Origin of the sequence: Nitratireductor aquimarinus, assembly GCF_017255295.1 — a bacterium.
GTDB classification, from domain to species: domain Bacteria; phylum Pseudomonadota; class Alphaproteobacteria; order Rhizobiales; family Rhizobiaceae; genus Nitratireductor; species Nitratireductor aquimarinus.
In genome coordinates, this window is record NZ_JAFKDE010000002.1 from 438,962 (window position 1) to 457,952 (window position 18,991).

Sequence of the window (18,991 nt, forward strand, 5' to 3'; positions counted from 1 at the left end):
CGTGCACTGGAAGAGGTTTGAGCCGCTTCTTTTTTGAGGAGAAGCGGCTGCAAGGGAGGGTAAAATCCAATGCCGCGTTACGAGTACAGTCCCTTTCCCTACGCGACGCCGCCTGAACTCGCCGAAGGGCATGTCGGGCAATATCCGGTCGCCATCATTGGCGCAGGGCCAGTGGGGCTTGCCGCCGCCATCGACCTTGCGCAGCGTGGCGTTCCCGTCGTCGTGCTCGATGACAATGATGTCGTGTCGGTGGGCAGCCGGGCGATCTGCTGGTCAAAACGCACGCTGGAGATTTTCGACCGGCTGGGCGTTGGCGAACGGATGGTCGAGAAGGGCGTGACCTGGAAGGTGGGGCGCCTGTTCCACCGCGACCGCGAGGTGTGGAACTTCGACCTTTTGCCGGAGGAAGGCCATAAGATGCCGGCCTTCATCAACCTGCAGCAATATTACGTCGAACAGTATCTGGTGGAGCGGGCGGCCGACTTTCCCGAGCTGATCGATTTGCGCTGGAAGAACCGTGTTGCCGGGCTTGAGCAGAAGGGCAGCGATGTGCGCCTTCAGGTGGAAACGCCTGATGGCGCTTACGAGATGGACGCGGCCTGGGTGATCGCCTGTGATGGCGCGCGCTCGCCCGTGCGCGGCATGATGGGGCTCGATTTTGCGGGGCAGGTGTTCGAGGAGCGTTTCCTGATCGCCGATGTGGAGATGAAGGCGGACTTTCCCTCAGAGCGCTGGTTCTGGTTCGAGCCGCCCTTCCACAAGGGGCAGTCGGCGCTGCTGCACAAGCAGCCGGACGATATTTACCGCATCGATCTGCAGCTTGGCCCGGACGCCGATCCGGACGAAGAGAAAAAGCCGGAGAATGTGATCCCGCGCATCGCCAAGGTGATCGGGCACTCGAAATTCGAGCTCGACTGGGTGTCGGTCTACACATTCCAGTGCCGCAGGCTGGAGCGCTTCGTGCATGATCGCGTGATCTTTGCCGGCGACAGCGCGCACATCGTGTCGCCCTTCGGCGCGCGGGGCGGCAATGGCGGCATTCAGGACATCGACAATCTGTGCTGGAAGCTGGCGCTGGTGGTGCAGGGCGAGGCTCCGGCCTCGCTGATTGAGACCTATGACGAGGAGCGCGTTCACGGGGCGGATGAGAACATCCTGAACTCGGCGCGTTCCACTTCGTTCATGACGCCGAAGAGCGAGATGGAGCGCATTTTCCGCGACAGCATTCTGGAGCTTTCGCAGGAGCATGATTTTGCGCGGCGACTGGTGAATTCGGGCCGGCTTTCAAAACCGTGCTCGCTGGCCGGCTGCACATTGCAGGCGCCGTGGGATGGCGAGAGCCCGCTTGCGCCGGGCGAAGCGATGGCCGATGCGCCGGTGCGCGTGGAAGGCAGGGCGTCCTGGCTGCTCGGCGAGGCGGGCGGCGGTTTCGTGCTTCTGGCGGTCGATTGCGATCCGCCCATCGGTCTGCCTGCGGGGCTGCATGTGGTGCAGGTGACGCAACCCGGCGCTTCGGCGGTGGACGGTGTGGAGCATGTCGAGGACAGCGCGGGGGCGGTTGCGGCACGCTATGGCGCGGGGCGGCTTTATCTGTTGCGGCCCGACCAGCATGTGGCGGCGGTGTTCAGGCAGCCCGACGCCCATGAGATCGCCGCCGCCATGACCCATGCGATGGGGAGGGAATGACGATGGACAGAACGGATGTCGGCCGTGACCGGCTGGGGACTGACGGCGATGATTTCTATGCGGCCCTGATGGCGGCGCATGAGGGGCTCAGCCTTGAGGAAAGCGCGCGGCTGAACGCGAAGCTGGTGCTGCTTCTGGCCAATCAGGTGGGCGATCTGGAAACGATCCGCGAGGTGCTGGCAGCGGCACGCGGCAGCGCCTGACAGGCGCATGAGAGAAGGGGCAGGCCGTTTTCCGGTCCTGCCCCTTTTCCGCTTCCTGCGGGCCGCAATCGGTGCAGCCCGCATCTGACGTAGCGCCTATTCGGCGGCGTCGACCTTGATGACGCCGCGGCGGATCTGGTCTTCCTCGATGCTCTCGAACAGGGCGCGGAAATTGCCCTCGCCGAAGCCTTCATCGCCCTTGCGCTGAATGAACTCGAAGAAGATCGGGCCGATGACGGTTTTGGAGAAGATCTGCAGCAGAATCTTGGTCATGCCGCCATTCACCACGCCTTCGCCATCGATCAGGATGCCGTGCGTCTTCATGCGCTCAATGGGCTCGTCATGGCCCTGCACGCGATCATGGCTGCGCTCGAAATAGGTCTCGGGCGGGCCGGGCATGAATTTCAGGCCGTTGTCGGCAAGCCTGTCGGTGGCATCATAGATGCCGTCCGTGCCGACTGCGATGTGCTGGATGCCTTCGCCCTTGTATTTCTTCAGATATTCGACGATCTGGCTCGTGTCGTCCTTGGACTCGTTGAGCGGGATGCGGATCTTGCCGCAGGGGCTGGTGATCGCGCGGGAAACGAGGCCGGTGATGCGGCCGTCGATGTCGAAATAGTGGATCTGCGTGAAGCCGAAGAGCTCACGGTAGAAGTCCCACCACTTGTCCATGTTGCCGCGATAGACATTGTGGGTGAGGTGATCGAGATAGTAGAAGCCGACGCCTTCCGGGCGCGGGTTCTTCTCGCCCAGCCAGTCGAATTCGGCCTCATAGGCCGAGCCTTTGTCGCCATAGGCGTCGATGAAGTAGATCAGCGAGCCGCCAATGCCGACAATGGCCGGCACGTCGAGCGTCCTGTCGTCGCCTTCATAGGGCTCTGCGCCCTTGGAAACCGCATGATCGAAGGCTTGCTTCGCATCGACCACGCGCCAGGCCATGGACGGTGCGCAGGGGCCATGCTCGTCGACGAAGCGCATGGCGTGGCTGCCGGGCTCGGCATTGACGATGTAGTTGATGTCGCCCTGACGCCAGACGGAGACCTTCTTCGTCTTGTGACGGGCCACTTCCGTGTAACCCATCTTGGTGAACAGATCGGCGAGTTTTTCCGGCTCCGAATGGGCGAATTCGACGAATTCAAAACCGTCCGTGCCGGCCGGGTTTTCCTTCGTGATTTCCGGGGGCGGTGCGTCGTGGGGGAACGGACCCATGGAATAACTCCTCCTGAATTGGGAAAATGCGCGCGTTTTTCAACGCATGGGGCATTTTAGGCGGAGTGGCCTGCAAGCGGCTTGCATTCTGGGGCGCATTTTGTGACAAGAGCGCGTGGATCGTGCATGTTGGAGGAGAATTGCATGGCTGAAGCGCGTATCGACGGATATGACCGCAAGATATTAGCCCTCTTGCAGGTCGATGCCCGGCTCACCAACAATGACTTATCGGAACGGGTAAACTTATCGCCCTCGCAATGCTCGCGCCGCCGGCAGCGACTGGAGGAGGAGGGCTATATTCGCGGCTATGCCGCGATGCTCGATCGTGACCGGCTGGGCTTTCCGCTGGTCAACATCATCACCGTAACACTCGCCACGCACAACCCCGACAATGCCCGCCGTTTCGGCGAATTGCTTGCGCGGTTGCCCGAAGTGCAGGAGGCGCACGCGCTGACCGGCGAGATGGACTACATATTGAAGGTCGTGACGCCCGACCTCAAATCGCTCTCCAATTTCGTCAATGGCGTGCTGTTGCCGCATGACTCGGTGCAACATGTGAAAAGCGCCATTGTTCTGGAGACCCTGAAGGAAACCGGTGCGCTGCCGCTCTGAAAGCGCTTTGCGTTACGAATCTTGTGAGATTTTCCTCTTTATTGTTACATAATTTCCACTAAAGTCACGGCTGGACGGAGGGCGCGTTTCCAGAGGATACTTGGCGTGACGGCCACCCCGCGAAGAAAGGGAGTTCTTCGGGCGGAGACGCATCAGCCGTAAACAACGATACGAAGCGTTCGCTGGCGCTTTGACCATGCAATCGGGAGGAGAAGCATGAAATCATTTTCCGTGAGAAAATTAGCCCTTGCGGCTGCCGTAGCGGCAAGCGGGCTCGTGGGCGCTTCGGTGGCCTCGTTCGCGCAGGAGGTGACGCTGAGGCTGCACCAGTTCCTGCCGCCGCAGGCGAATGTGCCGAAACTGGTGCTCGACCCGTGGGCCGACAAGGTGGAGAAGGATTCGGGCGGGCGCATCAAGATCGAGCGTTATCCCGCCATGCAGCTCGGCGGCACGCCGCCGCAGCTTTACGATCAGGCGCGCGACGGCATCGTTGATATCGTCTGGACGCTGCCGGGCTCCACGCCGGGCCGCTTCCCCTCCACGGAAGTGTTCGAACTGCCCTTCATGATGACCAATGCCGAGGCGACCTCGCGCGCCTATTGGGATCTGTACGAAAAATACATGAAGGACACGGAATTCAAGGACACGCATGTGCTGGGTGTCTGGGTTCACGGTCCGGGCATGCTGCACTCCAAGGCGCCGATCGAGAAGCTCGACGATCTGAAGGGCATGAAGATCCGTGCCCCCACGCGCATCATCAACTCGCTTCTTGGCCAGCTGGGCGCGACGCCCGTGGGCATGCCGGTGCCGCAGATCACGGAATCGCTCTCCAAGGGCGTGATCGATGGCTGCGTCATTCCCTGGGAAGTGACGCCGGCGCTCAAGGTGCCCGAGCTCGTTTCCAACCACACGGAATTTGGCGGCGATCAGGCGCTCTATACGACGACCTTCGTTCTGGCGATGAACAAGGCGAAGTATAACAGCCTGCCCGACGACCTGAAAAAGGTGATCGACGACAATTCCGGTCAGGAATTTGCAGCCTTTGCCGGCAGCACGCAGGCAGGGGCCGATGGTCCGAGCCGCCAGATCGCGGTGGATCGCGGCAACAACATCATCCAGATCAGCGCCGAGGACACCGAAACCTGGAAGAAGGCCGCCGAGCCGGTCTATGCCCAGTGGGTTGAGGAAATGAAGGAGAAGGGCATCGACGGTCAGAAGCTGATCGATGAAGCCCGCGCCCTGATCGACCAGTACACCGGTCAGTAAGGCCCTGAGGCCATGAAACCGAGGCGGGCCCCTGCGGTCCGCCCCTTTTTCTGAACGGTCTCGCCGCTTCGGCAAGGGCGAGACGATCCGATCTTTCAACTTTGCATCGGTCCGGTGGGAACCGGCGGGCTCCGGCTCCGCAGGCGTTCGGGCGCTTGCGTGGGAAGAAGTGGCTGGCTAACGTCATCGGACCCTGCCGAAAAGGTACAAGGCTGAAAAGGTGCAAGCCGAAAAGGTACAAGAATGAGTGGGAACGCCATGGGAAGGCACGCGGGACTGGACGTGCGAAGGCACGCGGGACTGGACGTGCGACGGCACGCGGGACGGCACGGGAGACGGGAAGGCGCATGAGACTATCGAGCATCATTGTCTGGCTGGCCAGGACAATGGCCATTCTGGGCGGGATCGTTCTGGTGGCGGTGATCGTCATGACGGTCGCCAGCATTACCGGCCGCGCGCTGGTGCGCTTCGGGCTCGGCCCCGTGCCGGGCGATTTTGAACTGGTGCAGGCCGGCGTCGGCTTTGCCGTCTTTGCCTTTCTGCCCTGGTGCCAGCTCAATCGCGGTCATGCCACGGTGGACATTTTCACCGCTTTCCTGCCGGGCAGCGTGAACCATGTGATCGATCTGGTGACGGAGATCATCATGACGCTGTTTCTGGTGCTGATCGCCCGCCAGCTCTATTACGGCATGATCGACAAGCTGAGCTACAGCGAAACCACCTTCATTCTGCAGTTCCCCCTGTGGTGGCCCTATGCGGCCTGCCTGGTGGCGGCTGTCATCGCGGTGATCGTGTCGATCTACATGGTCTTCGTCCGCTATCGTGAATTCAGGGCCGGAACGCCGACGCCGGGGCTTGGGCAGGGGAGTGTCCATTGACCAATCTTGAAATCGGGCTCTGGTCCTTTCCGTTACTGCTGCTTCTGATCTTCCTGCGTCTGCCCATCGGTCTCGCCATGCTTCTGTGCGGGCTCGGCGGCAGCTGGATTGTGTTCGGCAATGTCACGCCGGTGCTCGCCAAGCTGAAGAACGAGACCTATTCGACCTTTTCCGGCTATTCGCTTTCCATCATTCCGCTGTTCCTGCTGATGGGGCAGTTTGCAACGCTGGGCGGCATGTCGCGGGCGCTGTTCAAGGCGGCTGAAACATGGATGGGCCACCGGCGCGGTGGTGTGGCCATGGCGGCGGTGGGCGCATGCGCCGGCTTTGGCGCGATCTGCGGCTCGTCGCTGGCGACGGCGGCGACGATGAGCCAGGTGGCGCTGCCGGAGCTGCGGCGCTACGGCTATTCGGGCGCGCTCGCCACGGGCACGCTGGCGGCCGGCGGCACGCTCGGCATTCTTATCCCGCCATCGGTGATCCTCGTCATCTATGCGATCCTGACCGAGCAGAACATCGCGAAACTGTTCGTTGCGGCCCTCGTGCCGGGCGTTCTGGCTGCTGTCGGGTACATGCTCGCCATCTCGATCTATGTGCGGCTCTGGCCCGACTCCGCTGGCACGCGCGAGCGTGCGCCCTATTCGGAGCGGATGCGGGCGCTTCTCGATGTCTGGCCGGTGCTGATCGTGTTTCTGGCGGTTGTGGGCGGCATCTATCTGGGTGTCTTCACGCCGACGGAAGGCGCTGCGGTGGGGGCGGCGGGCACGGGCCTGATCGCGCTCATCAATGGCGGGCTGACACGCGAAACCTTCGTGGAATCAATCCTTGCGACGGCAACCGCCACGGCGATGATTTTCTTCATCGTTCTGGGGGCCGGGTTCTACAATTCGTTCCTGGCGCTGGCTCAGGTGCCGCAGCAGATGGCGGCGTTTGTGAGCGAGCAGGGCTACAGCCCCTGGATGGTGCTGACGCTGATCCTGCTGCTTTATCTCGTGTTCGGCTGCGTGATGGACTCGCTGTCCATGATCCTGCTGACCATTCCGATCTTCTTCCCGATCGTCACGGTTCTGGATTTCGGGCTGGGCGCGGAAGAATTCGCGATCTGGTTCGGCATTCTGGTGCTGATCGTCGTGGAGGTGGGGCTGATAACGCCGCCCGTGGGCATGAACCTGTTCGTGTTGAACTCGATGGCCAAAGACACGCCGATCTCGGCGACTTATCGCGGTGTTCTGCCCTTCGTGATGAGCGATATTCTGCGGGTGGCGCTTTTGACGCTGTTCCCGGCGATATCGCTGTTCATGTTGCGCTGGCTTTATTGAGGACACAAAAAAAAGCGGGGCCGGAAATCGGCCCCGCTTTTTTTAGCGATCAATCACGTCCGGGCGGTGCTTCTTAAAGACCGCGTTCCTTGATGATGCCGTAGAGATTTGCCGAGCGCGCGCCGCTGCGGCAATAGGCGAAAACCGGGCCGGGAAGCTCTTTCAGAGCCGCTGCCATGTCGGTCACGTCGTCCATTGTCATGGCGCCGGAAACCACCGGCACATGGCGGAAGGAGAGCCCCGCCTCTTCTGCAGCGCGGGCGATGCTCTCGACTGCGGGCTGGCCTGCTTCCTCGCCCTCGGGGCGGTTGCAGATGATGCTCTTGAAACCGGCTGCCTTCACGGTCGCGATGTCTTCCGCCGTGATCTGCGCGGCGACGGCGTACTCTTCTGAAATCTGACGAATGTCCATACTGTCTCGTTCCGCTGTTTCGTTTGGCGTCGAATATAGGGTGCGACCCCGCCTTATGCGAGGTCGGCAAAGCCTCCGCCGGTCAATGCAAGCTGGCGAAGCAGCGGCGCAGGCTCAAAGAGCGGGTTGCCGGTCTTCTGATGCCAATGCTCCAGCCGTTCGACGATTGTCTTGATGCCGAAGCGCTCGGCCCAGAACATCGGTCCGCCCTTGGCGACCGGGAAGCCGTAGCCATTGACCCACACCACGTCGATGTCGGAGGCGCGGGCGGCAATGCGCTCCTCAAGGATCTTCGCACCCTCGTTGATCATCGGGTAAAGTGTGCGCTCGGTGATCTCGTCCGCGCTGATCTCGCGCCGTTCGACGCCGAGTTCCGCAGCCTTCTTCTCGATGAGCTCCTGAACGAAGGGGTCAGGCTTGGGTGTGCGGGAGCCTTCCTCATAGAGATAGAAGCCGCGTCCGGCCTTCTGGCCGAAATGGCCCGCTTCGCACAGCGTGTCGGCGATGGGGGCGGTGAGACCGAGCGACTGGCGGTGCTTCCAGCTGATGTCGAGGCCGGCAAGGTCGACCATCTGGAACGGCCCCATGGGCCAGCCGAAATCGGTGAACACGCGATCGACCTGCTCGGGCGTTGCGCCGGAGAGGAGAAGGTCTTCGTTCTGCTCGCGCCGGGCGGCAAGCATGCGGTTTCCGACGAAGCCATTGCACACGCCGACCACGACCGGAACCTTGCCGATTTTACGGGCAAGGGTCAGCGCGGTCTTGATGACTTCCGGTGCGGTCTCGTCGCCGCGCACGATCTCCAGAAGCTTCATGACGTGGGCGGGCGAGAAGAAGTGAAGGCCGACCACATCCTGCGGACGCTTCGTGGTGGCCGCGATCTCGTTGACGTCGAGATAGGAGGTGTTGGAGGCGAGGATCGCGCCGGGCTTCAGCACGCTGTCGAGCGCGGTGAAGACCTGACGCTTCACGCCCATGTCCTCGAACACGGCTTCGATGACGATGTCGCAGTCGGAAAGGTCTGCATAATCGGTGGTGCCGGAGATGCGCGCGATCCGCGCTTCCTTCTCTTCAGGCGCGATGGAGCCGCGCTTGACCGACCCGGCATAGGTTTTCTCGACATGGGCGAGACCGCGCGCAATGGCGTCCTCGTTCATCTCCAGAATGGTGACGGGAATGCCGCCATTGGCCAGCGCCATGGCGATGCCCGCACCCATCGTGCCTGCACCGATGACGCCCGCGCGGGCGATCTTGCGCGCCTCGGTCTCGCGACCGACGCCGGGCACTTTGGTGGCTTCGCGGGTGGCGAAGAAGAGATGGCGCTGGGCGGCGGATTCGGCGCTGTCGCGGCGCTCCAGAAAGAGTTCGCGCTCGCGGTCGAGTGCTGCGTCGAACTCCATGGTGATGGCGTTGCGGACGGCTTCGGCCGCCGTGTGCGGGGCGGTGAGGCCGCGCGCCTTCTTCGTGACCGCCTTGACCGCTTCGTCAAAGGCGGCGAGGTCGACGGCGAGCTTTTCGGCGCGTGCGCGGATGTGGGGGTGTGCGTTGCCGGAGGCCGCCTTCTCGCGGGCGAATGCGATGGCTTCTGCAAGCAGATCGGTTTCGGCCAGCCGGTCGACCGCGCCAAGCCGCACCGCTTCGTCCATGCCGATGGGCTTGCCGGAGACGATCATCTTCAGCGCCGCTTCGGGGCCGACCAGGCGCGGCAGGCGCACCGTGCCGCCGGCGCCCGGGATGAGACCCAGATTGACTTCGGGAAGGCCGATCATGGCGCTCTTGTCGGCTACTCGGTAGTGGCAGCCGAGCGCCAGTTCGAGACCGCCGCCAAGCGCGGTGCCGTGGATGGCGGCCACGGTGGGCTTGTCGATGCTTTCGAGCATGGCGATCAGGTCGGGAAGGCTCGGCTCCTTCGGTGGCTTGCCGAATTCGGAAATGTCGGCTCCGGCGATGAAGGTGCGGCCTGCGCAGGTGATGACGATGGCCTGAACGGCGTCATCGGCTTTTGCCTGCTGCAGCGCTTCGAAGAGCGGCGCGCGCAGCGCATGGCCGAGCGCGTTGACCGGGGGATTGTCCAGAGTGAGGACGGCGATGCCATCGTCCCGGGTGATCTTTACGGTGTCGCTCATTCAAAGTCCTCTCGTCATCTGAAGTGACCAGTTTGCCGTGCGGCGTGGGCAAATGCAGCGCGGCATATCGCCCGTTGGGAAATGTTCAGGCATCGGGCGCGGTGCTGCGCAGGAAGTCTGCAATGAGTGCGGCCGTTTTCTCGGGCTGCTCGATGCAGGGCAGGTGACCGGCGTCTTTCACGATCTCGAACCGTGCGCCTTCGATGAGCCCGGCAAGCGTGCGCACCAGATCGGGCGGGGTCGAGCCATCGTGATCGCCGACGATGCACAGGGTGGGCAGTTTCAGGGTGGCTGTCGATCCCGTCAGGTCGGCGTCGCGCAGGGCAAAGCCGGTGCCGGCATAACCGTCGACCGTGGTGCGGGTGAGCATCGCGGTGTAGCCGATGAAATCGGCGTTCTCCGGCGAGCGGAAGGCGGGCGTGAACCAGCGTTCGAGGATGCCGTCCGAGATGGCGGCAATGCCTTTCGTGTTCACCGCCTCAATGCGGTTGTTCCAGAGGTCGTCATTGCCGATTCTGTGGGCGGTGTCGCAGAGCACAAGGCGCGACACGCGATGCGGATGCCAGGTGGCGAGGCCCTGGGCGATCATGCCGCCGACCGAAAGGCCGATAATGGTCGCGCCGGAAATATCGAGATGGTCGAGCAGGGCGGCCAGATCATCGACGTGATCGGCAAGCGCATAGGGCTGCGGCGTGGCCTCAGAAAGGCCATGGCCGCGCTTGTCATAGAGGACGATGCGGTAGTCGGCTTCGAGCCGCGCGACGACGCCATCCCAGATGCGGAAATCTGTTCCCAGCGAGTTGGAAAAGACCAGAACAGGCTTGCCTGCCGTTCCCCTGACCTCGTGATGAATGACGACGCCGTTTACCCGCACAAAGCGCATATACTCTCCTCCCATGGTTTGCCGTAAGGCGGCTTCTGTATGGGAGAAGGGCGCGGCGTCGTCAATGATCGGAAGATCGAAACGCTTTAGCTTCTGATCCCAGAGCGCCGTGCGTCCATTCGGACGCACAAAGGACGCTTCAACCCATTGAAAGCACGATGCGTTAGCCGGCCATCGTCATTTCGACGGGACCGTTCAGCGAGTTGGAAACGGTGCAGCGGGCCTTGGCGCGCTTGATGAGCTCTTCGCACTGCGCCTCGTCGGGCATGGTGTCGAGCGAGACGGTGGCGGCGTAGCTGCCGATACGGTCGGGCAGATCCTCGGCCTTCTTGCCGCTCACTTCCACGGAAACCGTGCCGACCTCGATCTTCATTTCCTGGGCAGCGTGGTGGAAGGAGAGCGCAAGGCATGCGCCGAGCGCGGAGATCATGAAGTCCACCGGCGTTCCGGCCTCTTCCGTGGAGGGCGAGGTGATGGCGACATTCTGCTTCGGCGCGGTGTCGACATTGATGACCTTGCCAGGGCCGATGGCCGTGGTGAAGGGACCGTAGGTTTTCGCTTTGATGCGGATCGCCATGTTTAGAGACTCCAGAAAGGCAATTCAGACGCGCCACATGTAATGGCGCGCCTGTCCCGCGTCCACCGGAGAAGAGGCGAAGCCCCGGCGACCGATTGCCGACGGAGAAGAGGCGAAGCCTCAGCGGCCAATTGCCGGTGCGCCGAGCCCCCAGCTCCCGCGCAGATCATCGGCTGTCGCGAGCGGCGTGCCAAGCGCGGTGAGGGATGCAGCGACACTGGAAACGAGGGCCGCATTGTCCGGCGCGATCCCGCCATCGGGGCGTTGCAGATTGTTCTCGAAGCCGACGCGGGCATGGCCGCCGAGAAGACAGCCCGCCGTGACACAGGCGGCTTCGCGCGGGCCGAAGGCGCAGAGCATGAAATGCGCGAAATCCGGCATGGTTCCGTCAAGGAAGGGCAGGAGATCGGCAGGATCGGAGCGCTGGCCTTCCGTGTAGCGGCCGAGCACGTAGAGAACCGGAATGTCGGGGAAGGGGATAAGGCCGTGCGCCATCATGCGCTTGAGCTGCAGCGCCTCTTCCGGGTGGTAGAGGATGATCTGCGGGGCGATGTTCTCGGCGCGCATGAAGGAGAGAAATTTTGAAAACTCCTCTTCGTGCGAGGCGTCGGGCACCAGTTCGCGCAGGGCAAGCGATACCGCCTCCGGGCGCAGCTGGCGCACCACATCCATCTGCTCGCGCACGCCATAGCGCCCCACGGCCTCGGTGGTGATCTGGATCACCAGACGGTCGCCGACAGCCTTCCTGATGGCGGCAATGGCGTCGCGATAGGCATCGGCATCAAGGATGTGACGGCCTTCTTCATCGCGCACATGGCAATGGATCATGGCGGCACCGGCTTCAAGGCAGGCCGCTGCGGTTTCGGCCAGCTGGGCGGATGTCTGCGGCAGGGCGGGATGGTCCGCGCGGGTGCGGCGTCCACCATTGGGGGCGACGGCGATGGCGGCGCGATGGGCGTTTGCAGATGCGCTCACGGAATACTCCATTTGAAGCATTTAATATCAACTTGCAACACTTGTTGCATACGCCGAAGCGCCCGTCTAGGATGAGCCATCATGGATCGCGCCACACTTGCTGACCGCATTACGGAATCCTTTGAAGACCTGCCGGGCCAGCTTGGCGCGGCGGCGCGCTACATTCTCGACAATCCGGGCGATGTGGCGCTGCTTTCCATGCGCGAGCAGGCGCGGCGTGCGGGCGTTCAGCCCTGGACGATGACGCGGCTTGCGAAGCGTTTCGGCTTTGATGGTTACGACGAACTGCGCCAGCTTCACGGCGAGGCGCTGAAAGAGCAGGCGCTCGGCTTTGCCGGCAAGGCGGGGGAGCAGGTTGCCAGGCAGAGGCAGGGCGGGAGTCATGCGCTGGCGCGCGATATCGCCGCGCAGACGGCGGCCCAGCTTGGCAATCTCGCTGACGCCGGCACGCTGGAAGCGCTGGCGCGCGCTGCGGCAACCCTGGCCGCAGCGCGCCGCATCTATTGCTTCGGGCTGCGCTCGAGCCACGCGGTGGCGGCGCATTTCACCTATTCGATGACCTTTCTCGGCGAGAAGGCGCATCTGCTCGACCATGTGAACGGGGCAGGGCTCGACAAGCTGCGCCACGCGACCGCCGAGGACGTGTTCTTCGTGACCACGGTTGCGCCCTACACACGGGCGACGGTGGAAGCGGCGGCCAGCGCACGGGCGCTGGGGCTGACCGTGGTTGCGCTGACGGACAGTGCCGTTTCACCGCTCGCCAGCCTTGCAGACCAGTGCGTGATCATTTCGACGGAGAGCCCGTCCTTTCTGCACACGATGACGCCGGCCTTCGCGGCCGCCGAAATTCTGGCAGCGCTCGTTGCCGGCGAAGGAGGCGAGGAGGCGCTGGCGGAAATCGCAAAGACCGAAGCGCTGCTTTCCACCCTCAACACCCATTTGCTCGATCCCGCGCCGCGTGCGCATCGTTCTGGAAAACCCAAATGACACACATTCTGCATCGTCAGATCCATGCCTCACTGCCGGTCGCCAAGGGCGGCCGCGGCGTCGAACTCTTCGATGAGGCGGGCAATGCCTATATCGACGCATGTGGCGGCGCTGCCGTTTCGTGCCTCGGCCATGGTCACCCCGATGTGGTGGATGCGCTGAAAAAGCAGGCGGAGACGCTCGCCTATGCCCATACAAGCTTTTTCACCAACGAACCGGCCGAACAGCTCGCGGATCGACTGATTGCGGGTGCGCCCGAGGGCATCAGCCATGCCTATTTCGTGTCTGGCGGTTCGGAGGCCAATGAGGCGGCGCTGAAGATGGCGCGCCAGTATTTCGTGGAGAAGGGCGAGCCGCAGCGGCGCAGGATCATCGCCCGTAGGCAGAGCTATCACGGCAACACGCTGGGCACGCTGGCGACCGGCGGCAATGAGTGGCGGCGCGAGCCGTTCAGGCCGCTCCTGATCGAAACGCACCACATCGACCCGTGCTACGCCTATCGCTACCAGGACGCCGGAGAGAGCGAAGAGGCTTACGGCCTTCGCGCCGCGCAGGCGCTGGAAGACAGGATCAACGCGCTGGGGCCGGACACGGTGATGGCGTTTGTCGCCGAGCCGGTGGTCGGGGCCACGGCGGGCGCCGTGCCGGCGGTGAGCGGCTATTTCAAACGCATCCGCGAGATCTGCGACCGTTATGGCGTCCTGCTCATTCTTGACGAGGTGATGTGCGGCATGGGACGCACGGGCACCATGCATGCCTGCGAGCAGGACGGGATTGCACCGGACATGCTGACCATCGCCAAGGGACTCGGCGGCGGCTATCAGCCCATCGGCGCGGTGCTTCTGGGGCAGCATATCTTCGATGCCTTCGCGGAAGGGTCGGGCCTGTTCCAGCATGGCCACACCTATATCTGCCACCCGATGGCGTGCGCCGCCGCGCTGGCCGTTCAGGACGTGATCGAGCGCGACGGGCTTCTCGCCAATGTGCGCGAGATGGGCGCTTATCTGCGCGAGCGCCTTGAAGCGCGTTTCGGCAACCACGCCCATGTGGGCGACATTCGCGGGCGGGGCCTGTTCCTCGGTCTCGAACTGGTGGCCGACCGCGGGACGAAGGAGCCGTTCGATCCGGCGCGCAAGGTCCATGCAGCGGTCAAGAAAGAAGCGATGAAACGCGGCCTCATGGTCTACCCGTCCGGCGGCACGATCGACGGAACGCGCGGCGACCACGTGTTGCTGGCTCCGCCCTTCATCATCGACAGGGCCGTCGCGGACACGATTGTCGAGCGGCTCGGAGAGGCGGTCGACGCGGCTACAGGGTAATTTTACGTAAACGGAGGAGGAAGAAATAATCCGCAGGAAAAACAGAAGTTTGTGTTTTGCGCGCTAATGGCGTTGACACAGATTTCAGTCATAGCAAATTGCAAATTGCGCGTCCGAGCCATTGACTCGCGACGGGGGGCGTTTAACGCTTCACGTCAGGTCTTTGCGGGCCGCGCTTTGCCGGGCATCTCGCACGCAATGCCCGGCTGCGGTTGTTCGGTCCGGACCGACCACAGCATCTTTCGACGTGCACGTATGCGTAAAGCATCATTTCATTAGGGAGACGCACTATGAAACCTCATCGCATTCTCGGTTTTGGCCTCGCGGCCGCGATGCTCGGCTCGCTGGCGACCGGGACGGCCAGCGCCCAGGAGCAGCGCTTCGTTTCCGTCGGCACTGGCGGCGTGACGGGCGTTTACTATCCGGTTGGTGGCGCGATCTGCCGCCTGATGAACCAGAACCGTCGCGAGACGGGCATTCGCTGCTCGGTCGAGTCGACCGGTGGTTCCGTCTTCAACGTCAACGCCATCAAGGGCGGCGACCTGGAATTCGGCGTCGTGCAGTCTGACGTTCAGTACAATGCCAACAAGGGCGAAGCCAATTTCGCCGACGGCGGCGCACACGACAAGCTGCGTTCGGTCTTCTCGCTGCATGCCGAGCCGCTGACCCTGGTGGCGCGCAAGGAAGCAGGCATTGCATCCTTTGACGACCTCAAGGGCAAGCGCGTGAACATCGGCAATCCGGGTTCGGGCCAGCGCGCCCTCATGGACCTGCTGATCGCTGAAAAGGGCTGGACGAACTCGGACTTCGCCGTTGCTGCAGAGCTGGCCCCGGCCGAACAGAGCTCCGCACTGTGCGACAACAACATCGATGCGTTCGCCTACACGGTCGGTCACCCGGCTGGCGCCATTCAGGAAGCCACCACGACCTGTGACAGCGTGATCGTGGCTGTCGAGGGTGAGGCAGTCGACAAGCTCGTTGCCGACAACCCCTACTACTTCAAGGCGACGATCCCGGGCGGCATGTACCGCGGCACCGACAATGACGTGAACACCTTCGGTGTTGGCGCGACCGTCGTGACCTCGGCTGATGTTCCCGATGACGTTGTGGCTGCTTTCGTGGACGCCGTGTTCAAGGACTTCGACGCCTTCAAGGCACTGCATCCGGCACTTGCCAACCTGACGCCTGAGAGCATGGTCAATCAGGGCAACTCCGCCCCGATGCATCCGGGCGCAGAAGCCTACTACAAGGAAAAAGGCTGGCTCAAATAAGCCGGTTTAAAAAAGGGGCGCCCGCCATGCGGGCGCCCTTCTTTTCCCAATGAAGAAAACGCATCAAGAGGGGATGGCGCATGGCGACGAAACCTGAAACCGCTGGCAAGAATTCAGCGCCACTGAATGACGACGAACTTCAGGATCTTGTTGCGTCATCCGATACCGGAGCGCGCGATCCCGAAGGCACTGCCGGCTATATCATTGCCGGTGTTGCGCTTTGCTGGTCGCTTTTCCAGCTCTACATCGCGTCGCCCCTGCCTTTCACACTGACCAGCATGACCGGCCTGCCGCTGGTGTTAAACGATGCGCAGTCGCGCGCGATCCATCTGGCATTCGGCCTGTTTCTCGCATTCATGGCGTTTCCGGCGCTGGCCTCCAGCCCGCGAAACCGCATTCCCGTAAGCGACTGGGTGCTCGCCATCGTGGCGGCAAGCTGTGCGCTCTACATCTTCGTTTTCTACCGCGACCTCTCGCAGCGGCCCGGCCTCCCGATCACACAGGATCTGGTGGTGGCGGGCATCGGCATGGTGCTGTTGCTGGAAGCGACGCGCCGCGCGCTCGGGCCACCGCTCGCCGTGGTCGCCATTGTCTTCCTGCTCTACGTCTTCTTCGGCTCGTCGACCTTCGTGCCAGACATCATCCGCTGGGGCGGCGCTTCGTTCAGCCGCGCCATGGACCAGATGTGGCTCTCGCCGAACGGCGTGTTCGGCGTGGCGCTGGGCGTTTCGTCGGCCTTCGTGTTCCTGTTCGTGCTGTTCGGCTCGATGCTGGACCGGGCGGGCGCGGGCAATTTCTTCATCAAGCTCGCCTTTGCGCTGCTTGGCCATCTGCGTGGCGGACCGGCCAAGGCGGCGGTTCTGGCCTCGATGATGACCGGTCTGATTTCGGGTTCCTCCATCGCCAATGTGGTGACGACGGGCACCTTCACCATTCCGCTCATGAAGCGCGTCGGCTTCTCGCCGGAAAAGGCGGGCTCCGTCGAGGTGGCGAGTTCGGTCAACGGACAGATCATGCCGCCCGTCATGGGCGCGGCCGCGTTCCTGATGGTCGAATATGTCGGCATTCCCTATTTGCAGGTGATCAAGCACGCGTTCCTGCCGGCCGTGGTCTCCTACATTGCGCTGCTCTATCTGGTGCATCTGGAAGCCGTGAAGAAAGACATGCCGGTGCTTGAGAAGCGCCAGTCGCACCCGGCCCTGGTGGCCCTGATGCGCTCGGGCATCGTCATTTCGTCCATCGTCATTCTGATTGGCGTGATCTACTACGCGATCAACTTCATCAAGTTCATGCTGCCGAACCTCTCGGCGCCGGTGCTGATGGCAGCCCTCCTGATCGCCTATGTGGCGCTCATCTGGTATGCGGCCAAATCGCCGGATCTGGAGATGGACGACCCGAATGCGCCGGTGGTGGAACTGCCGCTGCCGGGCGAGGTTATCCGCACCGGTCTGCATTACCTTCTGCCGCTGTTCGTGCTCGTCTGGTCGCTGATGGTCGAGCGCAAGTCGCCCGGTCTCTCGGCCTTCTATGCGGTGCTGCTGCTGATCGTCATCATCGTCACGCAGAAACCGTTGAAGGCGCTGTTCCGTGGTCTGCAGAGCGCAGACCAGCGGGCGGCCTTCAAGGAAGGCTTCGACGATCTGGTGGTCGGCCTCATTCTCGGCGCGCGCAACATGATCGGCATCGCCTGCGCCACGGCGGCAGCCGGCGTCATCGTCGGCACGGTCACGCTGACGGGTATTGGTCAGGTGATGGCCGAGTTCGTCGAGTTCCTGTCGGGCGGCAACATTCTGCTGATCCTCGTCTTCACGGCGCTGATCAGTCTGGTGCTGGGCATGGGCCTGCCGACCACGGCGAACTACATCGTGGTCTCCTCGCTGATGGCTCCGGTGATCGTGGAGCTGGGCGCCGCCAATGGCGTTCTGATCCCGCTCATCGCCGCGCACATGTTCGTGTTCTACTTCGGCATCATGGCGGATGTGACGCCACCGGTGGGGCTAGCTTCCTTTGCGGCTGCGGCCGTTTCGGGCGGCGATCCGATCAAGACCGGCTTCACGGCGTTCTTCTATTCGCTGCGCACGGTGCTGCTGCCCTTCATCTTCGTGTTCAACACCGATCTGCTTCTGATCGATGTGAGCTGGGCGGGCGCGATCTGGGTGACCATTCAGGCGACCGTCGCCATGTTGATCTTTGCGGCTGCGACGCAGGGCTTCTTCATGGCGCGCAACAGGCTTTGGGAGTCGGCGGCGCTGCTGCTCGTCACCTTCATGCTGCTGCGTCCGGGTTTCTTCCTGGATCTGGTTCAGCCGCCCTATATCGAAACCGAACCGACTAAGATCTTCGAGGCGGTTGCCGAGGAGCCCGATGATGCGGAAATCCGCTTCACGATCCGCGGGCCGAACTTCGACAATCCCGACGAGATCGACGAGCGCACCATGGCGTTCAATCTGGGGGCTGCGGGCGAGCCGGGTGAAGCCCGCTTCGAGGCAGCGACCGGGCTGGTTGCACAGATCGACGGGGAGCGGGTGCTTCTGGAAGAGCCGTTCGACATGAACAGCCTCGCCGGCAAGACGCTTGCGAGCCTCGATTTCTACGCCGACGAGCCGGTTCAGATCACTTCAGTCGAGGTGAGCGACGAGGGGCGCATGCCGCGCGAGATCTTCTATCTTCCGGCCGCTCTTCTGCTGGCGCTGGTCATGTTCCTGCAGCGCCGCCGCGGGGGCACGCTGACCGGCAATCCGAAAGCCGGTGCGCCGCGTTCGGCAGAAGCCTGAAAGGATTAGGATCCATGTATAAGGACATTCTCGTTTCCATCGATCTGGGGCATGCCGAGGGGGAGGTGCGCACGCTGGAAACAGCGGTCGATTACGCCCGCACCTTCGGTAGCCGCCTGCATGTGATGACGGTCGTGCCCGATTACGGCATGTCCATCGTCGGCGGTTTCTTTCCCAAGGGGCATGAGCATGACGCGATCCAGCACGCCAATGAGGCGCTGCATGAGTTCACGAAGAAATATGTGCCCGACGAAATCAAGCATCGGCACATTGTCGGCCATGGATCGATCTATCGCGAGATCCTGCGCTATGCGGGTGAAGTGAAGGCGGATCTGATCGTGCTGTCGGCTTCGCGCCCAAGCCCGGAGGATTACCTCATCGGGCCGAATGCCGCGCGCGTTGTGCGGCATGCCTCCATTTCGGTTCTGGTGGTGCGCTAGCGTTTTTTGCAATTGCCGAGCCGGTAATCGAACTCAAAGAAAACGGCCGTGCTT

17 protein-coding genes are annotated in these 18,991 nt (G+C 62.7%); 11 read left to right on the forward strand and 6 right to left on the reverse strand.

The features are described 5' to 3' along the window. The first annotated feature begins 69 nt into the window (after positions 1 to 69). Complete coding sequence (locus JYP46_RS02445) at positions 70 to 1,686, forward strand: FAD-dependent oxidoreductase (RefSeq protein WP_206547165.1); 1,617 nt, start codon at positions 70 to 72, stop codon at positions 1,684 to 1,686. A gap of 2 nt (positions 1,687 to 1,688) precedes the next feature. Further along, complete coding sequence (locus JYP46_RS02450) at positions 1,689 to 1,889, forward strand: DUF2783 domain-containing protein (RefSeq protein WP_206547166.1); 201 nt, start codon at positions 1,689 to 1,691, stop codon at positions 1,887 to 1,889. Between the two features lie 96 nt (positions 1,890 to 1,985). On the opposite strand, the gene hppD is transcribed toward JYP46_RS02450, so the two are convergent. Beyond that, on the reverse strand, positions 1,986 to 3,098 hold the full coding sequence (hppD, locus tag JYP46_RS02455) for a 4-hydroxyphenylpyruvate dioxygenase (protein ID WP_206547167.1): 1,113 nt from the start codon (positions 3,096 to 3,098) through the stop codon (positions 1,986 to 1,988). Between the two features lie 144 nt (positions 3,099 to 3,242). On the opposite strand from hppD, the gene JYP46_RS02460 reads away from it, so the two are divergent. The 4 genes from JYP46_RS02460 to JYP46_RS02475 all read left to right on the forward strand — a co-directional run bounded on the left by JYP46_RS02460 (position 3,243) and on the right by JYP46_RS02475 (position 7,173). After that, positions 3,243 to 3,710, forward strand: coding sequence for an Lrp/AsnC family transcriptional regulator (locus JYP46_RS02460; protein ID WP_113154353.1), 468 nt, complete (start codon positions 3,243 to 3,245; stop codon positions 3,708 to 3,710). Positions 3,711 to 3,926: 216 nt separating this feature from the next. Next, complete coding sequence (locus JYP46_RS02465; RefSeq protein ID WP_206547168.1) at positions 3,927 to 4,976, forward strand: TRAP transporter substrate-binding protein; 1,050 nt, start codon at positions 3,927 to 3,929, stop codon at positions 4,974 to 4,976. 347 nt (positions 4,977 to 5,323) lie between these two features. Then, a complete protein-coding gene (locus JYP46_RS02470) occupies positions 5,324 to 5,854 on the forward strand; it encodes a TRAP transporter small permease (protein WP_206547169.1) in 531 nt (176 codons plus the stop codon). Continuing rightward, a complete protein-coding gene (locus tag JYP46_RS02475) occupies positions 5,851 to 7,173 on the forward strand; it encodes a TRAP transporter large permease (RefSeq protein WP_206547170.1) in 1,323 nt (440 codons plus the stop codon). Before JYP46_RS02470 ends, JYP46_RS02475 begins: the two co-directional genes overlap by 4 nt. Positions 7,174 to 7,246: 73 nt before the next feature. Here JYP46_RS02475 and JYP46_RS02480 read toward each other — a convergent pair whose 3' ends face one another. The 5 genes from JYP46_RS02480 to JYP46_RS02500 form a co-directional block, all read right to left on the reverse strand. Next, positions 7,247 to 7,585 (reverse strand): protein tyrosine phosphatase family protein, encoded by a 339-nt coding sequence (locus JYP46_RS02480; protein WP_113154357.1) that lies wholly within the window; start codon positions 7,583 to 7,585, stop codon positions 7,247 to 7,249. 53 nt (positions 7,586 to 7,638) lie between these two features. Continuing rightward, positions 7,639 to 9,711, reverse strand: coding sequence for a 3-hydroxyacyl-CoA dehydrogenase NAD-binding domain-containing protein (locus tag JYP46_RS02485; RefSeq protein ID WP_206547171.1), 2,073 nt, complete (start codon positions 9,709 to 9,711; stop codon positions 7,639 to 7,641). A gap of 85 nt (positions 9,712 to 9,796) precedes the next feature. Continuing rightward, positions 9,797 to 10,594 carry a 3-oxoadipate enol-lactonase gene (gene pcaD / locus JYP46_RS02490; protein WP_206547172.1) on the reverse strand — a complete coding sequence of 266 codons (798 nt, stop codon included), beginning with the start codon at positions 10,592 to 10,594 and terminating at the stop codon, positions 9,797 to 9,799. A gap of 163 nt (positions 10,595 to 10,757) precedes the next feature. Next, positions 10,758 to 11,171, reverse strand: a complete 414-nt coding sequence (locus tag JYP46_RS02495) for an OsmC family protein (protein WP_113154360.1) — start codon at positions 11,169 to 11,171, stop codon at positions 10,758 to 10,760. Positions 11,172 to 11,291: 120 nt separating this feature from the next. Next, positions 11,292 to 12,158, reverse strand: coding sequence for a beta-keto acid cleavage family enzyme (locus tag JYP46_RS02500; RefSeq protein WP_206547173.1), 867 nt, complete (start codon positions 12,156 to 12,158; stop codon positions 11,292 to 11,294). Positions 12,159 to 12,227: 69 nt separating this feature from the next. Between JYP46_RS02500 and JYP46_RS02505 the strand changes: the two genes are divergently transcribed. From JYP46_RS02505 to JYP46_RS02525, 5 genes are all read left to right on the forward strand, one after another. Then, positions 12,228 to 13,133 carry a MurR/RpiR family transcriptional regulator gene (locus JYP46_RS02505; protein ID WP_206547174.1) on the forward strand — a complete coding sequence of 302 codons (906 nt, stop codon included), beginning with the start codon at positions 12,228 to 12,230 and terminating at the stop codon, positions 13,131 to 13,133. After that, on the forward strand, positions 13,130 to 14,452 hold the full coding sequence (locus JYP46_RS02510; protein WP_206544746.1) for an aspartate aminotransferase family protein: 1,323 nt from the start codon (positions 13,130 to 13,132) through the stop codon (positions 14,450 to 14,452). Before JYP46_RS02505 ends, JYP46_RS02510 begins: the two co-directional genes overlap by 4 nt. 290 nt (positions 14,453 to 14,742) lie before the next feature. Continuing rightward, positions 14,743 to 15,723 carry a TAXI family TRAP transporter solute-binding subunit gene (locus tag JYP46_RS02515; protein WP_206547175.1) on the forward strand — a complete coding sequence of 327 codons (981 nt, stop codon included), beginning with the start codon at positions 14,743 to 14,745 and terminating at the stop codon, positions 15,721 to 15,723. 80 nt (positions 15,724 to 15,803) lie between these two features. Beyond that, entirely contained in the window at positions 15,804 to 18,497 is a 2,694-nt protein-coding gene (locus tag JYP46_RS02520; RefSeq protein ID WP_206544748.1) for a TRAP transporter permease, read from the forward strand. A 14-nt stretch (positions 18,498 to 18,511) separates the two neighbouring features. After that, complete coding sequence (locus JYP46_RS02525) at positions 18,512 to 18,937, forward strand: universal stress protein (RefSeq protein ID WP_206544749.1); 426 nt, start codon at positions 18,512 to 18,514, stop codon at positions 18,935 to 18,937. Positions 18,938 to 18,991: the final 54 nt, after the last annotated feature.